The sequence below is a fragment of the Pseudomonas sp. P7758 genome, from assembly GCF_013386485.1.
Lineage (GTDB): Bacteria > Pseudomonadota > Gammaproteobacteria > Pseudomonadales > Pseudomonadaceae > Aquipseudomonas.
This window is the reverse complement of the sequence record NZ_JACARS010000017.1, coordinates 92,393-111,044: the sequence shown is the minus strand read 5'-3', so window position 1 is coordinate 111,044 and position 18,652 is coordinate 92,393. Positions and strand designations below refer to the sequence as shown.

The window sequence follows — 18,652 nt, the reverse complement described above, 5'->3', positions numbered from 1 at the left end:
CCGCTCCCACACAAGCCCGCTCCCACAAGGGGTCAGAGTTGGACGTGAGGTCCTGCTCCGACCATTTCACCGCGTTTAGCCTTCGAGTTTGCTTTTCAGCAGTTCGTTGACCTGTTGCGGGTTGGCCTTGCCTTTGGAGGCTTTCATCGCCTGGCCGACAAAGAAGCCGAACATCTTGCCGCGCTTGGCTTCATCCGCAGCACGGTATTGTTCAACCTGTTCGGCATTGGCTGCCAGCATCTCGTCGAGCACGGCCGAAATCGCGCCGCTGTCGGTGACTTGCTTCAGGCCGCGCTTTTCGATGATCTCGTCAGCGTTGCCTTCGCCTGCGGCCATGGCTTCAAACACGGTCTTGGCGATTTTGCCGGAGATGGTGTTGTCCTTGATCCGCAGCAACATGCCGCCCAACTGTTCTGCCGACACCGGTGCTTCGTCGATTTCCAGGCCCTGTTTGTTCAACAGGCTGCCCAGCTCAACCATCACCCAGTTGGCCGCCAGTTTGGCGTCGCCGGCAATGCTCACGACTTTTTCGAAGTAGTTGGCTTGCTCGCGGCTCGACGCCAGCACGCTTGCGTCATACACCGAAAGCCCGAACTGCGCCTGGAAACGCTCGCGTTTCTGCGGTGGCAGTTCCGGCAGCGTGGCGCGCACGTCAGCCAGGAACGAGTCCTCGATGACCACCGGCAACAGGTCCGGATCGGGGAAGTAACGGTAGTCGTTGGCTTCCTCCTTGCTGCGCATGGCGCGGGTTTCGTCTTTGTTCGGGTCGTACAGGCGGGTCTGCTGGATCACCTTGCCGCCGTCTTCGATCAGCTCGATCTGGCGACGTACTTCGGTGTTGATCGCCTTCTCGATGAAACGGAACGAGTTGACGTTCTTGATCTCGCAGCGGGTGCCGTATTCGGCCTGGCCCTTTGGCCGCACCGACACGTTGCAGTCGCAACGCAGGGAGCCTTCGGCCATGTTGCCGTCGCAGATCCCGAGGTAACGCACCAGCGCGTGGATCGTCTTGACGTAGGCCACGGCTTCCTTGGCGCTGCGCATGTCCGGCTCGGAAACGATTTCCAGCAGCGGGGTGCCGGCGCGGTTCAGGTCGATGCCGGTGGCGCCGTTGAATTCTTCATGCAGGCTCTTGCCGGCATCTTCTTCCAGGTGCGCACGGGTCACGCCGACACGTTTGATGGTGCCGTCTTCCAGCGGGATGTCCAGGTAGCCCTTGCCGACGATCGGCAATTCCATCTGGCTGATCTGGTAGCCCTTGGGCAGGTCCGGGTAGAAGTAGTTCTTGCGGGCGAACACGTTGTGCTGGCCGATCTCGGCATCGATGGCGAGGCCGAACATCACCGCCATGCGCACCGCTTCCTGGTTCAGCACCGGCAGCACGCCGGGCATGCCCAGGTCTACCAGGCTGGCCTGGGTGTTGGGTTCTGCGCCGAACGTGGTGGCGCTACCGGAGAAAATCTTCGATTGGGTGGCGAGCTGGGTATGAATCTCCAGCCCGATCACGACTTCCCATTGCATAGTGTTCTCCTCAGAAGCCGGTAGGGGTGCGAGTGTGCCAGTCAGAGTTCAACTGGTACTGGTGCGCCACATTGAGCAGGCGGCCTTCCTGGAAATACGGGGCGAGCAGTTGCACGCCCACCGGCAAGCCATCGACGAAACCTGCAGGCATGGACAAGCCCGGCAGACCGGCGAGGTTGGCGGTGATGGTGTACAGGTCTTCCAGGTACTCGGCGATCGGGTCGCCGGTCTTGGCGCCGATCTTCCAGGCCGGGTTCGGCGTGGTTGGGCCGAGGATCACGTCGACTTCATTAAAGGCAGCCATGAAGTCGTTCTTGATCAGGCGACGGATCTTTTGCGCCTTGAGGTAGTACGCGTCGTAGTAGCCGGCCGACAGGGCGTAGGCACCGACCATGATCCGGCGTTGTACTTCCGCGCCGAAACCTTCGCCACGGGAGCGCTTGTACAGGTCGGTGAGGTCTTTCGGGTTTTCGCAGCGGTAGCCGAAGCGCACGCCGTCGAACCGCGACAGGTTGGAGGACGCTTCTGCCGGCGCGATCACGTAGTAGGCCGGAATCGCGTGCTGGTTGTTCGGCAGGCTGATTTCCTTGATCACGGCGCCGAGCTTTTCCAGCTCCTTGACGCTGTTGTGCACCAGTTCGGCGATGCGTGGGTCGAGGCCGGCGCTGAAATACTCTTTCGGCACGCCGATGCGCAGGCCTTTGATCGAGGTATTCAGGCTGGCGCTGTAGTCCGGCACGGGTTCATCAATGCTGGTGGAGTCCTGCGGATCGAAGCCTGCCATGCCTTGTAACAAAATTGCGCAGTCTTCAGCGGTGCGTGCCAGGGGGCCGCCCTGGTCGAGACTGGAGGCGTAGGCAATCATGCCCCAGCGGGAAACGCGACCGTAGGTCGGTTTCAGACCGGTGAGGTTGGTGAAAGCGGCCGGTTGGCGGATCGAGCCGCCAGTGTCGGTGGCCGTGGCGGCAGGTAACAGACGAGCGGCAACCGCGGCCGCCGAACCACCGGACGAACCGCCGGGCACGTGCTCGAGGTTCCACGGGTTTTTCACCGCGCCGTAGTGGCTCGACTCGTTGGCCGAGCCCATGGCGAATTCGTCCATGTTGGTCTTGCCCAGGGTCACGGCCCCGGCAGCGGCCAGCTTGGCGACCACAGTGGCGTCGTAGGGCGCCTTGAAATTGTCGAGCATCTTCGAGCCGCAGCTGGTGCGAATGCCCTGGGTGCAGAACAGGTCCTTGTGGGCAATCGGCGCACCCAACAGGGCGCCGTTCTCACCGTTGGCGCGACGTGTGTCGGCGGCCTTGGCCTGGCTCAGGGCCAGCTCTTCGGTGATGCTGATGAAGCTGTTGACCTTAGGGTCCAGCTCGGCGATACGCGCCAGCAGGGTCGTGGTCAGCTCTTCGGAAGAAAACTTTTTGTCGGCGAGACCGCGGGCGATCTCGGCCAGAGTCAATTGATGCATTGCAGGCTCTTTCCCTTTAGTCGATGACTTTCGGAACCAGGTACAGGCCGTTTTCGACCGCTGGCGCGATGGACTGGTAAGCCTCGCGATTATTGCGCTCGGTCACGACGTCGGCGCGCAGGCGCTGGCTGGCTTCCAGCGGGTGAGCCAGGGGCTCGATGCCGTCGGTATTCACGGCTTGCATTTGGTCGACCAGCCCGAGAATGCTGTTCAGGGCTGCGGTGGTCTGTGGAAGATCGGCTTCATTGAGGCCCAGGCAGGCCAAATGAGCGATTTTTTCCACGTCGGAGCGTTCAAGCGCCATGGGATTCTCCAGTGGAAAACAGAACGGAAGCTATCCGTGTGTTAGATTGTAGGAACACTACCGCATTTCTACGGTCATATGGCCGCGATTGTGGGGGTTGGTGCACAGAAAGTCGGCCAATTTAGCACATTGGCGCCTTGCCCAAAATCCCTGTCGTTGTTAGAGTTTGCCGCACTTTTTTACCCACGCGTTGCCTAGGGTCCCTTTCCCATGTTCAAGAAACTGCGTGGCATGTTTTCCAGCGATCTTTCCATCGACCTGGGCACTGCCAACACCCTTATTTACGTGCGCGAGCGCGGTATCGTCCTGAATGAGCCATCGGTTGTGGCCATTCGGACCCATGGTAATCAGAAAAGTGTCGTTGCCGTTGGCACCGAGGCCAAGCGCATGTTGGGCCGAACACCGGGCAACATTGCTGCCATTCGTCCGATGAAGGATGGCGTGATTGCTGACTTCAGTGTCTGCGAAAAGATGCTGCAGTACTTCATCAACAAGGTTCACGAAAACAGTTTCCTGCAGCCCAGCCCTCGTGTGCTGATCTGCGTTCCGTGCAAATCCACCCAGGTGGAACGTCGTGCCATCCGTGAGTCGGCCCTTGGCGCCGGTGCCCGTGAAGTGTTCCTGATTGAAGAGCCAATGGCCGCTGCGATCGGTGCCGGCCTGCCGGTTGAAGAAGCGCGCGGTTCGATGGTGGTGGATATCGGTGGTGGTACCACTGAAATCGCCCTGATCTCCCTCAATGGTGTGGTGTATGCCGAATCCGTACGGGTTGGCGGCGACCGCTTCGACGAAGCGATCATCACCTACGTGCGTCGCAACTACGGCAGCCTGATCGGCGAATCCACCGCCGAGCGCATCAAGCAGGAAATCGGTACCGCTTACCCGGGCGGCGAAGTTCGCGAAGTCGATGTTCGCGGTCGCAACCTGGCCGAAGGCGTTCCACGTGCCTTCACCCTGAACTCCAATGAAGTGCTGGAAGCTCTGCAAGAGTCCCTGGCCACCATCGTTCAGGCGGTGAAGAGCGCCCTGGAGCAATCGCCTCCGGAACTGGCTTCCGATATCGCCGAGCGTGGCCTGGTACTGACCGGTGGTGGCGCCTTGCTGCGCGACCTCGACAAGTTGCTGGCCCAGGAAACCGGTTTGCCAGTGATCGTTGCTGAAGACCCGTTGACCTGCGTCGCCCGCGGCGGTGGCCGTGCACTGGAAATGATGGATAAACACACCATGGACCTGCTCTCCAGCGAATAAGAATTTGCTGGTTTGCCCATGTTTCGCTCACAGGCAGCACTTTGCAGTGCTGCCTGTTGGCGTTTATCTTCTTCAATCTGCATCCAGGCCGGTTTGATGCCGTATGAATAAAGAAAACATTTGCCTGGGAGGAGCGGCTTATTAAACCGCTTTTTTCCAAAGGCCCCTCATTGGGCGTGCGCCTGTTGGTGCTGGTCGTGCTATCGGTTGCGCTGATGGTGGTCGATGCCCGCTTCACACTGCTCAAGCCAGTGCGTAGCCAGATGTCGCTGGTCCTGATGCAGACGTACTGGATCACTGACCTGCCGCAGCGTCTCTATCAGGGTGTCGCCAGTCAATTTGGCAGCCGCACCGAACTGGTGGCGGAGAACGAAAAACTCAAGACCGAAAACCTGCTGCTGCAGGGGCGCATGCAAAAGCTCGCGGCCCTCACCGAGCAGAACGTTCGGCTGCGCGAGTTGCTCAATTCCTCTGCGCTGGTCAATGAGAAGGTCGAAGTGGCCGAGTTGATCGGTATGGATCCGAACCCCTTCACCCATCGCATCATCATCAACAAGGGTGAGCGCGACGGCGTAGTCCTTGGCCAACCGGTGCTCGATGCCCGTGGCTTGATGGGCCAGGTGGTGGAGTTGATGCCTTATACCTCCCGCGTGCTGTTGCTGACCGACACGACCCACAGCATCCCGGTGCAAGTCAACCGCAACGGCCTGCGGGCGATTGCCAGCGGTACCGGTAACCCGGAACGCCTGGAGTTGCGTCACGTCGCAGACACCGCCGACATCAAGGAAGGCGACCTGCTGGTCAGCTCCGGCCTGGGTCAGCGGTTCCCGGCAGGCTACCCGGTCGCGACGGTCAAGGAAGTGATCCACGATTCCGGCCAGCCGTTCGCCATTGTGCGTGCCGTGCCGACCGCCGCATTGAACCGCAGCCGTTACCTGTTGCTGGTGTTCAGTGACAACCGCACCCCGGAAGAGCGTGCCAACGAAGCCGCCCAGGCCCAGGAAGCGGAAGACAAGCAAAACGGCACCGCGCCGATCATTCCGGCCACCGTGCCAAAACCGGCGGCACCTGCTGCCCCGGCAGCCGCTCCGGCAACGCCAGCCGCGCCGGTTGCGACACCGGTCAAGCCTGTGGCCCATAGCGCGCGTCCGGCCAAGCCTGCGGCTGCAACACCTGCCGCTGCCAAACCGCCCGCCGCCGCCAAACCACCGGCCGCGGCCCCGGCAACCACTCGGCAGAGGGAAGAATAATGGCCGGTACTCATTCGCGTAACGGCTGGATCGTCTGGCTGACCTTTGCCATCGGCTTGCTGCTCAGCGTTTCGCCGCTGCCGCAATTCATGGAGATCCTGCGCCCGCTGTGGCTCGCCTTGCTGCTGGCGTTCTGGGCCCTGGCGCTGCCGCACAAGGTCGGGATGGTCACGGCCATGTGCCTGGGGCTGATGGAGGATGTGCTCTACGGCACCCTGCTCGGGCAGAACGCGTTGATCCTGACCCTGATTACCTTCCTGGTGCTGTCATTGCAGCAGCGCCTGCGGATGTTCCCGATGTGGCAACAGTGCCTGGTGATCCTGGTGATCTTCGGCCTGGCGCAGTTGGTACAGCTGTGGCTTAGCGCCTTGACCGGCAACCGCCAACCGACCCTGGCGCTGGTGTTGCCCGCGCTGGTCAGCGCGCTGTTGTGGCCCTGGGTCAGTTTTGGCCTGCGTGGATTGCGTCGTCGCTATAAAATCAATTGAATGGATCGCGAGGCTCTGCCTGGTTATCGAACCCTACAGGGAGAGTCTGCATGAATTCGCTTTATCTGGCCTCGGGCTCCCCGAGGCGGCGTGAGCTGCTGACACAGATCGGCGTGCCGTTCACCGTCGTCAGCGCCGCCATTGATGAAACTCCCCTTACAAATGAATCGCCCGCGTCCTACGTAGAACGCCTGGCGCGCGGCAAGGCTGCGGCCGGTCGAGCGACCTTGGCCGATGCCACCGGCGCCTGTGTGCTGGGCGCGGACACAGCCGTGATCCTCGACGGCCGGATCCTCGGTAAACCCGTGGATCAAGCCGACGCCCTGGCCATGTTGCTGGCCCTTTCCGAGCGTGAACACGAAGTCTTGACGGCCATTGCCCTGATTGACGGCCAGCGTTGCGAAACGCAGCTGGTCAGCAGTCGTGTGCGCTTTCGCAGGATTTCAGCGGACGAAGCCACCACTTATTGGCACAGCGGCGAGCCCCAGGACAAAGCGGGCGGCTATGCTATCCAAGGCTTGGCGGCGGTGTTCGTCGCCGGACTCAATGGCAGCTACTCTGCCGTCGTTGGCCTGCCGGTCTGCGAAACCGCAGAACTGCTGGGCCAATTCGGCATACCCTGTTGGCAAAACCTTACCGTGCGCTAAACGCCGTATTCCAGCGCCAAGCCTTAAGCGATCGGTCACTATTGTGAAAACGCCTGAACGAGACCCAGCCATGAGTGAAGAGATTCTGATCAATATCACGCCGATGGAATCGCGCGTGGCGGTGGTAGAGAACGGTGTTCTGCAAGAAGTGCACGTCGAGCGCACCCAAAAGCGCGGGATCGTCGGCAATATTTATAAAGGCAAGGTCGTGCGTGTGTTACCGGGGATGCAAGCGGCGTTCGTCGACATCGGCCTGGACCGCGCTGCGTTTATCCATGCTTCGGAAATCTCCCTGCGCGAAGGCCCTGCGGTTGAAAGCATCAGCGCCCTGGTGCACGAAGGGCAGAGCCTGGTGGTGCAAGTCACCAAGGATCCGATTGGCTCAAAGGGCGCACGGCTGACCACGCAACTGTCGATTCCTTCGCGCTACCTGGTGTACATGCCGCGCACGGCCCACGTCGGTATTTCCCTGAAAATCGAAGATGAAGCCGAGCGCGAGCGCCTGAAAAAGGTGGTCAGTGACTGCGTGGCGCTGGAAGGTATCAAGGAGGCCGGCGGCTTTATCCTGCGTACTGCCGCAGAAGGTGCCGGTGCCGATGAAATCCTCATGGACATCCGCTACCTGCGCCGCCTCTGGGACCAGATCGGAGCGCAGATCAAGACCATTGGCGCCCCCAGCGTGATCTACGAAGATCTCGGCCTGGCCCTGCGCACCTTGCGCGACCTGGTCAGCCCGAAGATCGAGAAAATTCGCATCGACTCGCGGGAAACCTTCCAGCGCACTACGCAATTTGTTGCCGAGCTGATGCCGGAAATCGCCGATCGCCTGGAGCATTACCCGGGCGAGCGGCCGATTTTCGACCTGTATGGCGTCGAAGACGAAATCCAGAAAGCCCTTGAGCGCAAAGTGCCGCTCAAGTCCGGCGGTTACCTGGTGGTGGACCCGGCGGAAGCCATGAGCACTATCGACGTGAATACCGGTGCCTTTGTGGGCCATCGCAATCTCGAAGAAACCATCTTCAAGACCAACCTCGAAGCGGCCACCGCGATCGCCCGCCAGCTGCGCCTGCGCAACCTGGGCGGGATCATCATCATCGACTTCATCGACATGGAAGACGAAGAGCACCAGCGCCAGGTGCTGCGTACCCTGGAGAAGCAACTGGAGCGCGATCACGCCAAGACCAACATCATCGGCATCACCGAGCTGGGCCTGGTGCAGATGACCCGCAAGCGCACCCGCGAAAGCCTCGAGCAAGTGCTGTGCGAGCCGTGCAGCAGTTGCCAGGGGCGCGGTAAGTTGAAGACCCCGGAAACGGTTTGCTACGAGATTTTCCGGGAAATCTTACGGGAGGCACGCGCCTACCAGGCCGAGGGCTATAGAGTCCTGGCTAACCAGAAGGTGGTCGACCGTTTGCTGGATGAAGAATCCGGCAACGTAGCCGAGCTGGAGGGTTTTATCGGGCGCACCATTCGCTTCCAGGTCGAAACCATGTATTCCCAGGAACAATATGACGTGGTGCTGCTCTGATTCGCGTTAGTTCTTATCAACGAGACGGGCAGGCCTTGATCTGCCGTCCGACTATTGCCTTTGAGGGTCGCCTGACATGGAGCGTCTGATACGCTTTTTTGCCGCATTGACCCGCTGGGGCCTCGGCCTGTGCGCCTTGCTGCTGGTATTGGCGGCGGTGTACGTGAGCCTGGGCCGTGAATTGACGCCGTTGGTGGCGGAATACCGTGGCGAAATCGAGGCCAAGGCGCGTATTGCGCTGGATATGCCCGTGAACATCGGCAGCCTGGAAGGGCGCTGGAGTGGCTTCGCGCCGGTATTGTTGGCTCACGACGTGATGGTCGGCGAGGGCAGCAGCGCCCTGCGCCTGGACCAGGTGCAAGTGGTGCCGGATATCTGGGCCAGCCTGCTGGCGCGTGAAGTGCGCATTGCCCACCTGGAAGTCAGCGGCCTGCAAGTCAGCGTGAAGGAAGACCAGGACGGCCACTGGGCGCTGCAAGGCCTGCCGGTGCAGGATGACCAGCCGCTGGATCCCGAACAACTGCTGACGCGCCTGCAAATGGTCGGGCAGGTTTCATTGCTCGACAGCCAGGTGACGCTGCAGCCGTTCGACCAGGCTCCGCTGACCTTGACCTATGTCGGCGTGAGCCTGCAGACCGGCGCCAACCGCCAGCGCCTGGACGCGCGCCTGACCCTGCCCGACGGCCAGCCCCTGGCGTTGAACCTGCGCACCCGAATCCGCGCCAGCCAGTGGAAAGACGGCGAAGCCGAGGCTTACCTGAGCTTGCCCCAGAGTGACTGGGCAAAATGGATCCCGGCAAAACTGACCCAGCAATGGAAACTTACCGAACTCAAGGCCGGCGGCGAATTCTGGCTGACCTGGGCCAAGGGCACCGTGCAAAGCGCCGCCGTGCGCCTCAACGCCCCGCAGCTCAAGGGCAGCTATGCCGATCGCAAGCCGACTCATATTGAGAACCTGGCCCTCACTGCGTACCTGCAACGCAGTGACAGCGGCCTCAAGGTGCTGTTTGACTCGCTCGCAATGAACCTCGGCGACACCCGCTGGGAATCGCGCCTGCAACTGCAGCAAACCCTGGCCACCGACAAGGCCCAGGAAGTCTGGAACCTGCAGGCCGATCGCCTCGACCTGACGCCGATCACGCCATTGCTGCACGCCTTGGCACCCTTGCCGGAAGCCGTGGCCACCACCCTGGATCATCTGAAGGCCACCGGCACGCTGCGGAACGTGTTGCTGGATTATCGGCCTCAAGACACCACCGACCAGCGCGTGAGCTTCGCGGCCAACCTCGACCGTATTGGTTTCGACGCTTACTTCGGCGCGCCGGCCGCCCGCAATGTCAGCGGCAGCATCAGCGGTGACCTGGGCAAGGGTGAGCTGCGCATGGACAGCAAGGATTTCTCCTTGCACCTGTTTCCGATCTTCGCCAAGCCCTGGCAGTACATCCAGGCCAACGCCCGCCTGACGTGGAAGCTCGACAAGGAAGGCTTCACCCTGATCGCGCCGTATATCAAGGTGCTGGGCGAGGAGGGCAAGGTCGCCGCCGACTTCCTGATTCGCCTGCATTTCGACCATAGCCAGGAAGACTACATGGACCTGCGGGTCGGTATGGTTGACGGCGATGGGCGCTTCACCCCCAAATACCTGCCGGCGGTGTTGAGCCCGGCACTCGATGAGTGGCTGCGCACTGCGATTCTCAAGGGTGCAGTGGACGAGGGCTTCTTCCAGTACCAAGGCTCGCTGAACCACGACGCACTGCCTGCCTCGCGCAATATCAGCCTGTTCTTCAAGGTGCATGATGCCGAGCTGGCATTCCAGCCGGGCTGGCCGCACGTGAGCAAGGTCAAGGGTGAAGTGTTTGTCGAGGAAAGCGGCGTGCGCATCCTGGCCAGCAAGGGCCAGCTGCTCGACACCAAGGTCAATGATATCTACGTCAACATTCCCCACGCCCCCGAAGGCAAGGACAGCCACCTGCTGCTCACCGGCAACTTTGCCGGTGGCCTGGGCGATGGCCTGAAAATCCTTCAGGAAGCGCCGATCGGCACCGCCTCGACCTTCGCCGGCTGGAAAGGCGAGGGCGACCTGCAAGGCAAGCTGGACCTGGATATTCCCCTGGCCAAGGGCGCCGATCCCAAGATCGTGGTGGATTTCAAGACCGACAAGTCCCGCCTGCAACTGGCCGAGCCTACGCTGGACCTGAGCCAGCTCAAGGGTGATTTCCGCTTCGACAGCGCCAAGGGCCTGAGTGGCCAGAACATCAGCGCCCAGGCCTTCGACCGACCGATCACCGCGCAGATTTTCGCCGATGGCAAGCCAGGCGACCTCAACACCCGCGTCACCGCGAAAGGGCAGGTGACCGTCAAGCGGCTGACTGACTGGCTGAAGGTCAGCCAGCCGTTGCCGGTGTCCGGCGATATCCCCTACCAATTGCAGCTCAACCTCGATGGCGCCGACAGCCAGTTGATGGTCAGCTCCAATCTCAAGGGCGTGGCCGTGGACCTGCCGGCGCCGTTCGGCATGCCGGCGAGCCAGGGCCGCGACAGTGTGTTCCGCATGACCTTGCAGGGTAAGGAGCGCCGTTACTGGTTCGATTATGGCGAGTTGGGCAGCTTCACCTTCGCCGCCCCGGCGGACAATTTCGCCGACGGCCGGGGTGAGCTGTTCCTGGGAGATGGCGATGCGGTGTTGCCGGCCGGCAAGGGCTTGCGAATCCGCGGCGTGTTGTCGGAGCTGGATATCGACCCCTGGAAAAAGCTCGTGGACCGCTACGCCGGCAACGACCCGGGTGGCAGTGCCAAGCAGTTGTTGAGCGGGGCCGATTTCAAGGTCGGCAAGCTGACCGGTTTCGGCACCCAGTTCGACCAGGTCAGCTTGCAGCTGGACCGCAAACCCGCTGCCTGGGGCTTGCAGTTCGACAGCCAGCAGGCCAAGGGTACCGTGGGGTTGCCGGACGCCAAGGGCGCGCCGATTGCAGTCAACCTGCAATACGTGAAGCTGCCTGCGGTGGATCCGACCGTGCAGGCGGATGAAAATGCGCCGGACCCATTGGCTGATGTTGATCCCAAGGATATTCCCGCGCTGGATATCTCGATTGCCCAGTTGTTCCAGGGCCCGGACCTGGTAGGTGCCTGGTCTCTGAAAGTTCGCCCGACCACCAGGGGCATGGCGTTCAACAGCCTGAACCTGGGGCTCAAGGGCATGGTGCTCCAGGGCGCCGGCGGTTGGGAAGGTGCACCCGGTGCCAGCAGCAGTTGGTACAAGGGCCGCCTCGATGGCAAGAACATTGGCGACGTGCTCAAGGGCTGGGGATTTGCGCCGAGCGTGACCAGCGAAGATTTTCACGTGGACGTGGACGGCCGCTGGCCGGGTTCGCCGGCCTGGGTAGGTCCCAAGCGTTTCTCCGGCAGCCTGGACGCCAGTTTCCGCAAAGGCCAGTTTGTTGAAGTGGACGGCGGTGCGCAGGCCCTGCGGGTGTTTGGCTTGCTGAACTTCAACTCCATCGGTCGCCGGCTGCGCCTGGACTTCTCGGACTTGCTTGGCAAGGGCTTGAGTTATGACCGGGTCAAGGGCTTGCTGGCCGCCAGTAACGGCGTGTTTGTAACCCGTGAGCCGATCACCATGACGGGCCCGTCGAGTAATCTGGAGATCAACGGCACCCTGGACCTGGTGGCTGATCGCGTCGATGCCAAGTTGCTGGTGACGCTGCCGGTCACCAACAACCTGCCGATTGCTGCATTGATCGTCGGCGCGCCGGCCATTGGCGGGGCGCTGTTCCTGATCGACAAGCTGATTGGCGACCGTGTTTCGCGTTTCGCCAGCGTGCAGTACAAGGTAGAAGGCCCGTGGAAGGACCCGAAAATCACCTTCGACAAGCCATTTGAAAAGCCAAACTGAGTACCTGTGGAGTAGCATGGCCGCATGCCTTTTCTGGAGTGTGGGCCCATGTCCTTTGCGGTAATTCAAATGGTCAGCCAAAGCGATGTGCTGGCCAACCTGGCTCAGGCTCGGCGCCTGCTGGAGCAAGCGGCGGCGGGCGGTGCAAGGCTTGCGGTACTCCCGGAAAACTTCGCCGCCATGGGCCGTCGCGATGTGGCCGATATCGGTCGCGCCGAGGCCTTGGGCGAAGGTCCGATCCTGCCATGGTTGAAACAGACCGCCCGCGACCTCACCTTATGGATAGTGGCCGGCACTTTGCCGCTGCCCCCAAAGGATCAGCCGAACGCCAAGTCCAATGCCTGCTCGCTGCTGATCGATGATCAGGGCGAAATCGTTGCCCGCTACGACAAGCTGCACCTGTTCGATGTCGATGTGGCCGATGCCCGGGGTCGTTATCGTGAATCCGATGACTATGCTCATGGTAGCCAGGTGGTCGTCGCCGATACGCCGGTCGGCCGCCTGGGGCTGACGGTGTGTTACGACTTGCGCTTCCCGGAGCTATACAGCGAATTGCGCGCTGCGGGTGCCGAGTTGATCACCGCGCCCTCGGCCTTTACAGCGGTAACCGGCGCCGCGCACTGGGATGTGCTGATCCGTGCGCGTGCCATCGAGACCCAGTGCTACCTGCTGGCGGCCGCCCAGGGTGGCGTGCATCCGGGGCCCAGGGAAACCTTCGGGCATGCAGCGATCATCGACCCATGGGGGCGCGTGCTGGCACAACAGGATCAAGGCGAGGCGGTGTTGTTGGCCGAACGCGATAGCAGCGAACAGGCGTCGATACGGACGCGCATGCCGGTGGCGGGCCACCGGCGCTTTTTCTCGCAGGGCGCACAGCGACCTGCTTCAGAACGATGAATTTAAGGCCAAACCTATGAGCGAGTTGTTGTCCTCAGTCAGTGAACACCTCCTGGCGCCTGGTGGCGTGACCATCGAAAGCTTGCAAACGGTCCTCGGCGATCTGGCCGGGCCAGGCATCGACGCTGCGGACCTATATTTCCAGGGGCAGATTTCCGAGTCCTGGGCCCTGGAAGACGGGATCGTCAAGGAAGGCAGCTTCAACCTCGACCAAGGCGTGGGTGTGCGTGCGCAGTCCGGTGAAAAAACCGGCTTTGCCTACAGCAACGCCATCACCCTGGAAGCCCTGGGGCTGGCGGCTCGCGCAGCGCGTTCGATCTCCCGTGCCGGGCAAAACGGCACGGTGCAGGCGTTCAGCACCCAGGACGTGGCCCAGCTGTATGCCCCGGATAACCCATTGGAAGTGATCAGCCGCGCCGAAAAGGTCGAGCTGCTCAAGCGTGTGGACGCGGCGACCCGCGCCCTGGATCCGCGTATCCAGCAAGTCACCGTAAGCATGGCCGGGGTGTGGGAACGCATCCTCGTGGCCTCCACCGATGGCGGCCTGGCGGCGGATGTGCGGCCGCTGGTGCGCTTCAATGTCAGCGTGATCGTTGAACAGAATGGCCGTCGCGAGCGCGGTGGCCATGGCGGCGGTGGGCGTACCGACTACCGTTATTTCCTCACCGAAGACCGCGCCATGGGGTATGCCCGTGAAGCGTTGCGCCAGGCCCTGGTCAATCTGGAAGCAATTCCGGCCCCGGCGGGTACGTTGCCGGTGGTATTGGGCTCTGGCTGGTCCGGCGTGCTGCTGCATGAAGCGGTGGGCCACGGCCTGGAAGGTGATTTCAACCGCAAGGGCAGTTCCGCCTACAGCGGGCGCATGGGCGAGATGGTTGCGTCCAAGCTCTGCACCATCGTCGATGACGGTACCCTGGCCGGGCGTCGCGGTTCGTTGAGCGTCGATGACGAAGGCACCCCGACCGAGTGCACCACACTGATCGAAAACGGTGTGCTCAAGGGCTACATGCAAGACAAGCTCAACGCGCGCCTGATGGGCGTGGCCCGCACCGGTAACGGTCGTCGCGAGTCCTACGCGCACCTGCCGATGCCGCGCATGACCAACACCTACATGCTCGGCGGCGAAAGCGATCCGGCCGAAATCATCGCCTCGGTGAAACGCGGCATCTACTGCGCCAACCTCGGTGGTGGGCAGGTGGACATCACCAGCGGCAAGTTCGTGTTCTCCACCAGCGAGGCGTATTTGATCGAAGACGGCAAGATCACCGCGCCGGTCAAGGGTGCAACGTTGATTGGCAACGGCCCGGAAGCCATGAGCAAGGTGTCGATGGTCGGTAACGACCTGTCGCTGGACAGCGGTGTGGGGACGTGCGGCAAGGATGGTCAGTCGGTGCCGGTGGGTGTCGGCCAGCCAACCTTGAAAATCGATGCGATCACCGTGGGTGGCACGGGGTCGTAAGAACGGGAGCTTCGGGTGGCGAAGGCCGCCACCCGGGGAAGAGGGTCAGCGCAGGCCGCGTTGACTATCGTCCAGCTCACGGATGTATTTGAAGATTTTTCGGCTGGAGGCCGGTGGCTTGCTTTGCGCCAGTTCGTGCTGGGCCTGACGGATCAGGGAGCGCAATTGTTGGCGATCGGCATCCGGGTACTCGATGACGAACTTCTCCAGTACCGCGTCATCGCCAGCGATCAGGCGATCACGCCAGCGTTCCAGGTTATGGAAGCGCTCGTTGTACTGGCGAGTGGAGGCATCGAGTTGATCGAGCAACGTCAGAATGGCGTCAGTGTCCTGGTCGCGCATCAGTTTGCCGATGAACATGAGGTGCCGTTTACGCGCGATATTCGCGGTGTGCTTGGGCGCATCGTTCAGAGCCCGGCGCAGGGCGTCGGTCAATGGCAGTTTTGCACACAAGTCAGGCTTGAGTGTTGTAAGGCGCTCGCCGAGGTCAACCAGAGCATGCAGCTCGCGTTTGACCTGAGATTTGCTTTTCTCCCCATCGAGGGAGTCGTCGTAAGAATCAACCATGGTGGCAGTCCGCAAAGAAACGCCGCCATGATAACCAGTCGGGGGCCGCTTGTCCGGCCCGGTCGCTAGAAGGCCTTAACCGAAAGCAGAATTTGAGTGGAGAAAACCATGAGTGCAGCCCAAAGCGTCGGTCCGCAAGCGTTACCGGCACTGCAGGAACAAGTCGAGCAGATCATTGCCGAGGCCAAGCGCCAGGGGGCCAGTGCCTGTGAAGTGGCGGTGTCCCTGGAGCAGGGGTTGTCGACTTCGGTGCGCCAGCGGGAAGTGGAAACCGTCGAATTCAACCGCGACCAGGGGTTTGGCATCACCTTGTACGTGGGCCAGCGCAAGGGCTCGGCCAGCACTTCTGCCAGCGGCCCGGAAGCGATTCGCGAAACCGTTGCAGCAGCGCTGGCGATTGCCAAGCACACCTCCGAAGATGAAAGCTCCGGCCTGGCTGATGCAGCCCTGATGGCTCGGGACTTGAAGGATTTTGACCTGTTCCATGCCTGGGACATCACCCCGGAACAGGCTATTGAACAGGCTTTGACCTGTGAAGCGGCGGCATTCGATGCCGACAGCCGGATCAAGAACGCCGATGGCACCACCTTGAGTACTCATCAGGGTTGCCGTGTATACGGCAACAGCCACGGTTTTATCGGCGGTTATGCCTCGACGCGTCACAGCCTGAGCTGCGTGATGATCGCCGAAGCCAACGGCCAGATGCAGCGTGATTACTGGTACGACGTGAACCGCCAGGGCGAATTGCTGATGGACCCGGTACTCATCGGCCAGCGCGCCGCGCAGCGTGCTGCCAGCCGCCTGGGCGCGCGCCCGGTGCCGACCTGTGAAGTGCCGGTGTTGTTCTCGGCGGAACTGGCCGGTGGTTTGTTCGGCAGTTTCCTTGGGGCGATTTCCGGTGGCAACCTGTACCGCAAGTCGTCGTTCCTGGAAGGTGCGATTGGCCAGAAGCTGTTCCCGGAATGGCTGACCATCGATGAGCGCCCGCACCTGATGCGCGCCATGGGCAGTTCGTCGTTTGACGGTGATGGCCTGGCCACCTATGCCAAGCCATTCGTCGAGAACGGTGAGCTGGTGTCCTATGTGCTGGGCACCTACGCCGGTCGCAAACTCGGCCTGCCAAGCACCGCCAACTCCGGTGGCGTACACAACCTGTTCATCACCCATGGCGATGAAGACCAGGCGGCGCTGTTGCGGCGCATGGGCCGTGGCTTGCTGGTCACCGAGTTGATGGGCCATGGCCTGAATATGGTCACGGGTGATTACTCCCGTGGTGCGGCGGGTTTCTGGGTGGAAAATGGCGAAATCCAGTTCGCCGTGCAGGAAGTGACCATCGCGGGCAACATGCGTGACATGTTCAAGCAGATTGTCGCGGTGGGTAATGACTTGGAACTGCGCAGCAACATCCGCACCGGTTCGGTGTTGATCGAAAAGATGACCGTCGCCGGCAGCTAATCCGCCGACAGACGCCATAAAGAAGGCGCGCCACCCATTGGGTGGCGCGCCTTTTTTTGTGCCTGGAATTCCGAGTGACTCCCTCAGGCTCTTGTTTTGATTCTCAATATCATTTAATAATAAATATCATTACCGAATGAGTGTGGATCATGAGTTCTGTCCTGCATGAGGATCCCTACCTGGAAAGCTGGCGTTGGATGAATCGTCAGATTCGTTGCGGCCTTGCTCCCGACGAGCCCCGCCTGATCGAACATTATCTGGCCGAAGGCCGGTACCTCGCCTGTTGCACTGCGACCCACCCGTGGACCATCGGCGAAACCTCATTCCGCCTGCTGCTGGACACCGCCTCCGACATCGCCTTGCCCTGGCACTGGCGGTCCATGTGCCTGGACCAGGCCTGGCGCCCGTTGCGCGACCTGGAAAAACTTTCCCACTGTGCCTGCCGCCTCAAGCGCTGGCAGACCTTTGCCTGGCAATTGGCGACCTGCGAATTGCTGCCATCGATTTCTCACTCTGACCTGGTGCAAGGATCTTCCGATGAGTAACACCCGTATCGAACGCGACAGCATGGGCGAACTGCAAGTGCCCGCCGAAGCCTTGTATGGCGCACAAACCCAGCGTGCGGTGAACAACTTTCCCATCAGCCACCAGCGCATGCCGGCGCAGTTCATTCGTGCGTTGATCCTGGCCAAGGCTGCCGCCGCTAAAGCCAACGTCGAGCTGAAACAACTGAGCGAAGCCCAGGGCAAGGCCATCGTTGATGCCGCCCAAGGCTTGCTGGAAGGCGATTTCATGCAGCATTTCCCGGTGGATATCTTCCAGACCGGTTCCGGCACCAGCTCCAACATGAACGCCAACGAAGTGATTGCGACCCTCGCCAGCCGCTTGCTGGGCGAGCCGGTCAACCCTAACGATCACGTCAACTGCGGCCAGAGCAGCAATGACATCATCCCGACCACCATTCACGTCAGCGCGGCACTGGTGCTGCACGAACAGACCCTGCCGGCGCTGCTGCACCTGGTCCAGGTGATCGAGCACAAGGCCGAGGAGGTGCACCGTTTCGTCAAGACCGGTCGGACGCATCTGATGGACGCCATGCCGGTGCGCATGAGCCAGGTGCTCAATGGCTGGGCGCAGCAGCTCAAGGCCAATATCGGCCATCTGCAAGACCTGCTGCCGAGCTTGCAGGCGCTGGCCCAGGGTGGCACTGCAGTCGGCACCGGGATCAATGCGCATCCGGAGTTTGCAGCGCGCTTCAGCCAGCAACTGAGCAGCCTGACCCACGTCCAGTTCACCCCAGGCAAGAACCTGTTCGCGCTGATCGGCTCCCAGGACACGGCCGTCGCGGTCTCCGGGCAGCTCAAGACCACCGCCGTGTCCCTGATGAAAATCGCCAACGACCTGCGCTGGATGAACTCCGGCCCATTGGCGGGCCTTGGTGAAATCGAGCTGGAAGGCCTGCAGCCGGGCTCTTCGATCATGCCCGGCAAGGTCAACCCGGTGATCCCGGAAGCCACCGCCATGGTTGCCGCACAAGTCATCGGCAACGACACGGTGATTACCATCGCCGGCCAGTCCGGCAACTTCGAACTCAACGTGATGCTGCCGATCATTGCCCAGAACCTGCTCGGCAGCCTGGAGTTGCTGGCCAACTCCAGCCGACTGCTGGCCGACAAGGCCATCGCCAGCTTCAAGGTCAACGAAGCCAAGCTCAAGGAAGCGCTGTCGCGCAATCCGATCCTGGTGACCGCACTGAACCCGATCATCGGTTACCAAAAGGCCGCCGAAATCGCCAAGAGGGCCTATCAACAAGGCCGTCCGGTGATTGATGTGGCGCTTGAACATACCGACTTGCCCCGCAGCCAACTGGAAATCCTGCTGGATCCGGAAAAGCTCACGGCTGGCGGCGTGTAATCACCGACCCTGCTTTGGAG

General features: G+C 61.5%; 15 protein-coding genes. 11 read left to right on the top strand and 4 right to left on the bottom strand.

What is annotated here, in order from left to right:
• Nucleotides 1-75 precede the first annotated feature (75 nt).
• Genes gatB through gatC form a run of 3 tightly spaced genes read right to left on the bottom strand, consistent with a single transcriptional unit; the run spans nt 76 to nt 3,287 of the window.
• On the bottom strand, nt 76-1,521 hold the full coding sequence (gene gatB / locus HX873_RS05220) for an Asp-tRNA(Asn)/Glu-tRNA(Gln) amidotransferase subunit GatB (RefSeq protein WP_003216073.1): 1,446 nt from the start codon (nt 1,519-1,521) through the stop codon (nt 76-78).
• Nucleotides 1,522-1,531: 10 nt separating this feature from the next.
• On the bottom strand, nt 1,532-2,983 hold the full coding sequence (gene gatA / locus HX873_RS05215) for an Asp-tRNA(Asn)/Glu-tRNA(Gln) amidotransferase subunit GatA (protein WP_177122449.1): 1,452 nt from the start codon (nt 2,981-2,983) through the stop codon (nt 1,532-1,534).
• Nucleotides 2,984-2,999: 16 nt separating this feature from the next.
• Complete coding sequence (gatC, locus tag HX873_RS05210; protein WP_003216077.1) at nt 3,000-3,287, bottom strand: Asp-tRNA(Asn)/Glu-tRNA(Gln) amidotransferase subunit GatC; 288 nt, start codon at nt 3,285-3,287, stop codon at nt 3,000-3,002.
• Between the two features lie 210 nt (nt 3,288-3,497).
• Between gatC and mreB the strand changes: the two genes are divergently transcribed.
• The 8 genes from mreB to tldD all read left to right on the top strand — a co-directional run bounded on the left by mreB (nt 3,498) and on the right by tldD (nt 14,696).
• Nucleotides 3,498-4,535 (top strand): rod shape-determining protein MreB, encoded by a 1,038-nt coding sequence (mreB, locus tag HX873_RS05205; RefSeq protein ID WP_002555108.1) that lies wholly within the window; start codon nt 3,498-3,500, stop codon nt 4,533-4,535.
• 140 nt (nt 4,536-4,675) lie between these two features.
• Nucleotides 4,676-5,785: a rod shape-determining protein MreC gene (gene mreC / locus HX873_RS05200; RefSeq protein WP_080673268.1), complete on the top strand. Its 1,110-nt coding sequence runs from the start codon at nt 4,676-4,678 to the stop codon at nt 5,783-5,785.
• Entirely contained in the window at nt 5,785-6,273 is a 489-nt protein-coding gene (gene mreD / locus HX873_RS05195; RefSeq protein ID WP_003216081.1) for a rod shape-determining protein MreD, read from the top strand. Before mreC ends, mreD begins: the two co-directional genes overlap by 1 nt.
• A gap of 50 nt (nt 6,274-6,323) precedes the next feature.
• A complete protein-coding gene (locus HX873_RS05190) occupies nt 6,324-6,920 on the top strand; it encodes a nucleoside triphosphate pyrophosphatase (protein ID WP_003216083.1) in 597 nt (198 codons plus the stop codon).
• Between the two features lie 70 nt (nt 6,921-6,990).
• On the top strand, nt 6,991-8,448 hold the full coding sequence (rng, locus tag HX873_RS05185; RefSeq protein WP_003216085.1) for a ribonuclease G: 1,458 nt from the start codon (nt 6,991-6,993) through the stop codon (nt 8,446-8,448).
• Between the two features lie 76 nt (nt 8,449-8,524).
• The gene (locus HX873_RS05180; protein ID WP_177122448.1) at nt 8,525-12,340 is read left to right on the top strand and encodes a YhdP family protein; all 3,816 of its coding nucleotides are present in this window, start codon (nt 8,525-8,527) and stop codon (nt 12,338-12,340) included.
• A gap of 48 nt (nt 12,341-12,388) precedes the next feature.
• Complete coding sequence (locus HX873_RS05175) at nt 12,389-13,237, top strand: carbon-nitrogen hydrolase family protein (RefSeq protein WP_008437218.1); 849 nt, start codon at nt 12,389-12,391, stop codon at nt 13,235-13,237.
• Nucleotides 13,238-13,253: 16 nt separating this feature from the next.
• Complete coding sequence (gene tldD / locus HX873_RS05170; protein WP_010170608.1) at nt 13,254-14,696, top strand: metalloprotease TldD; 1,443 nt, start codon at nt 13,254-13,256, stop codon at nt 14,694-14,696.
• Between the two features lie 45 nt (nt 14,697-14,741).
• Here the strand turns inward: tldD and yjgA are convergent, their stop codons facing one another.
• Nucleotides 14,742-15,263: a ribosome biogenesis factor YjgA gene (gene yjgA, locus HX873_RS05165; RefSeq protein WP_003216092.1), complete on the bottom strand. Its 522-nt coding sequence runs from the start codon at nt 15,261-15,263 to the stop codon at nt 14,742-14,744.
• A 108-nt stretch (nt 15,264-15,371) separates the two neighbouring features.
• Between yjgA and pmbA the strand changes: the two genes are divergently transcribed.
• The 3 genes from pmbA (at nt 15,372) to HX873_RS05150 (ending at nt 18,632) form a co-directional block, all read left to right on the top strand.
• Entirely contained in the window at nt 15,372-16,718 is a 1,347-nt protein-coding gene (gene pmbA, locus HX873_RS05160; protein WP_003216094.1) for a metalloprotease PmbA, read from the top strand.
• Between the two features lie 149 nt (nt 16,719-16,867).
• Nucleotides 16,868-17,263, top strand: coding sequence for a FagA protein (locus HX873_RS05155; protein WP_177122447.1), 396 nt, complete (start codon nt 16,868-16,870; stop codon nt 17,261-17,263).
• The gene (locus tag HX873_RS05150) at nt 17,256-18,632 is read left to right on the top strand and encodes an aspartate ammonia-lyase (RefSeq protein WP_177122446.1); all 1,377 of its coding nucleotides are present in this window, start codon (nt 17,256-17,258) and stop codon (nt 18,630-18,632) included. The genes HX873_RS05155 and HX873_RS05150 overlap by 8 nt, the downstream gene beginning before the upstream one ends.
• Nucleotides 18,633-18,652 lie beyond the last annotated feature (20 nt).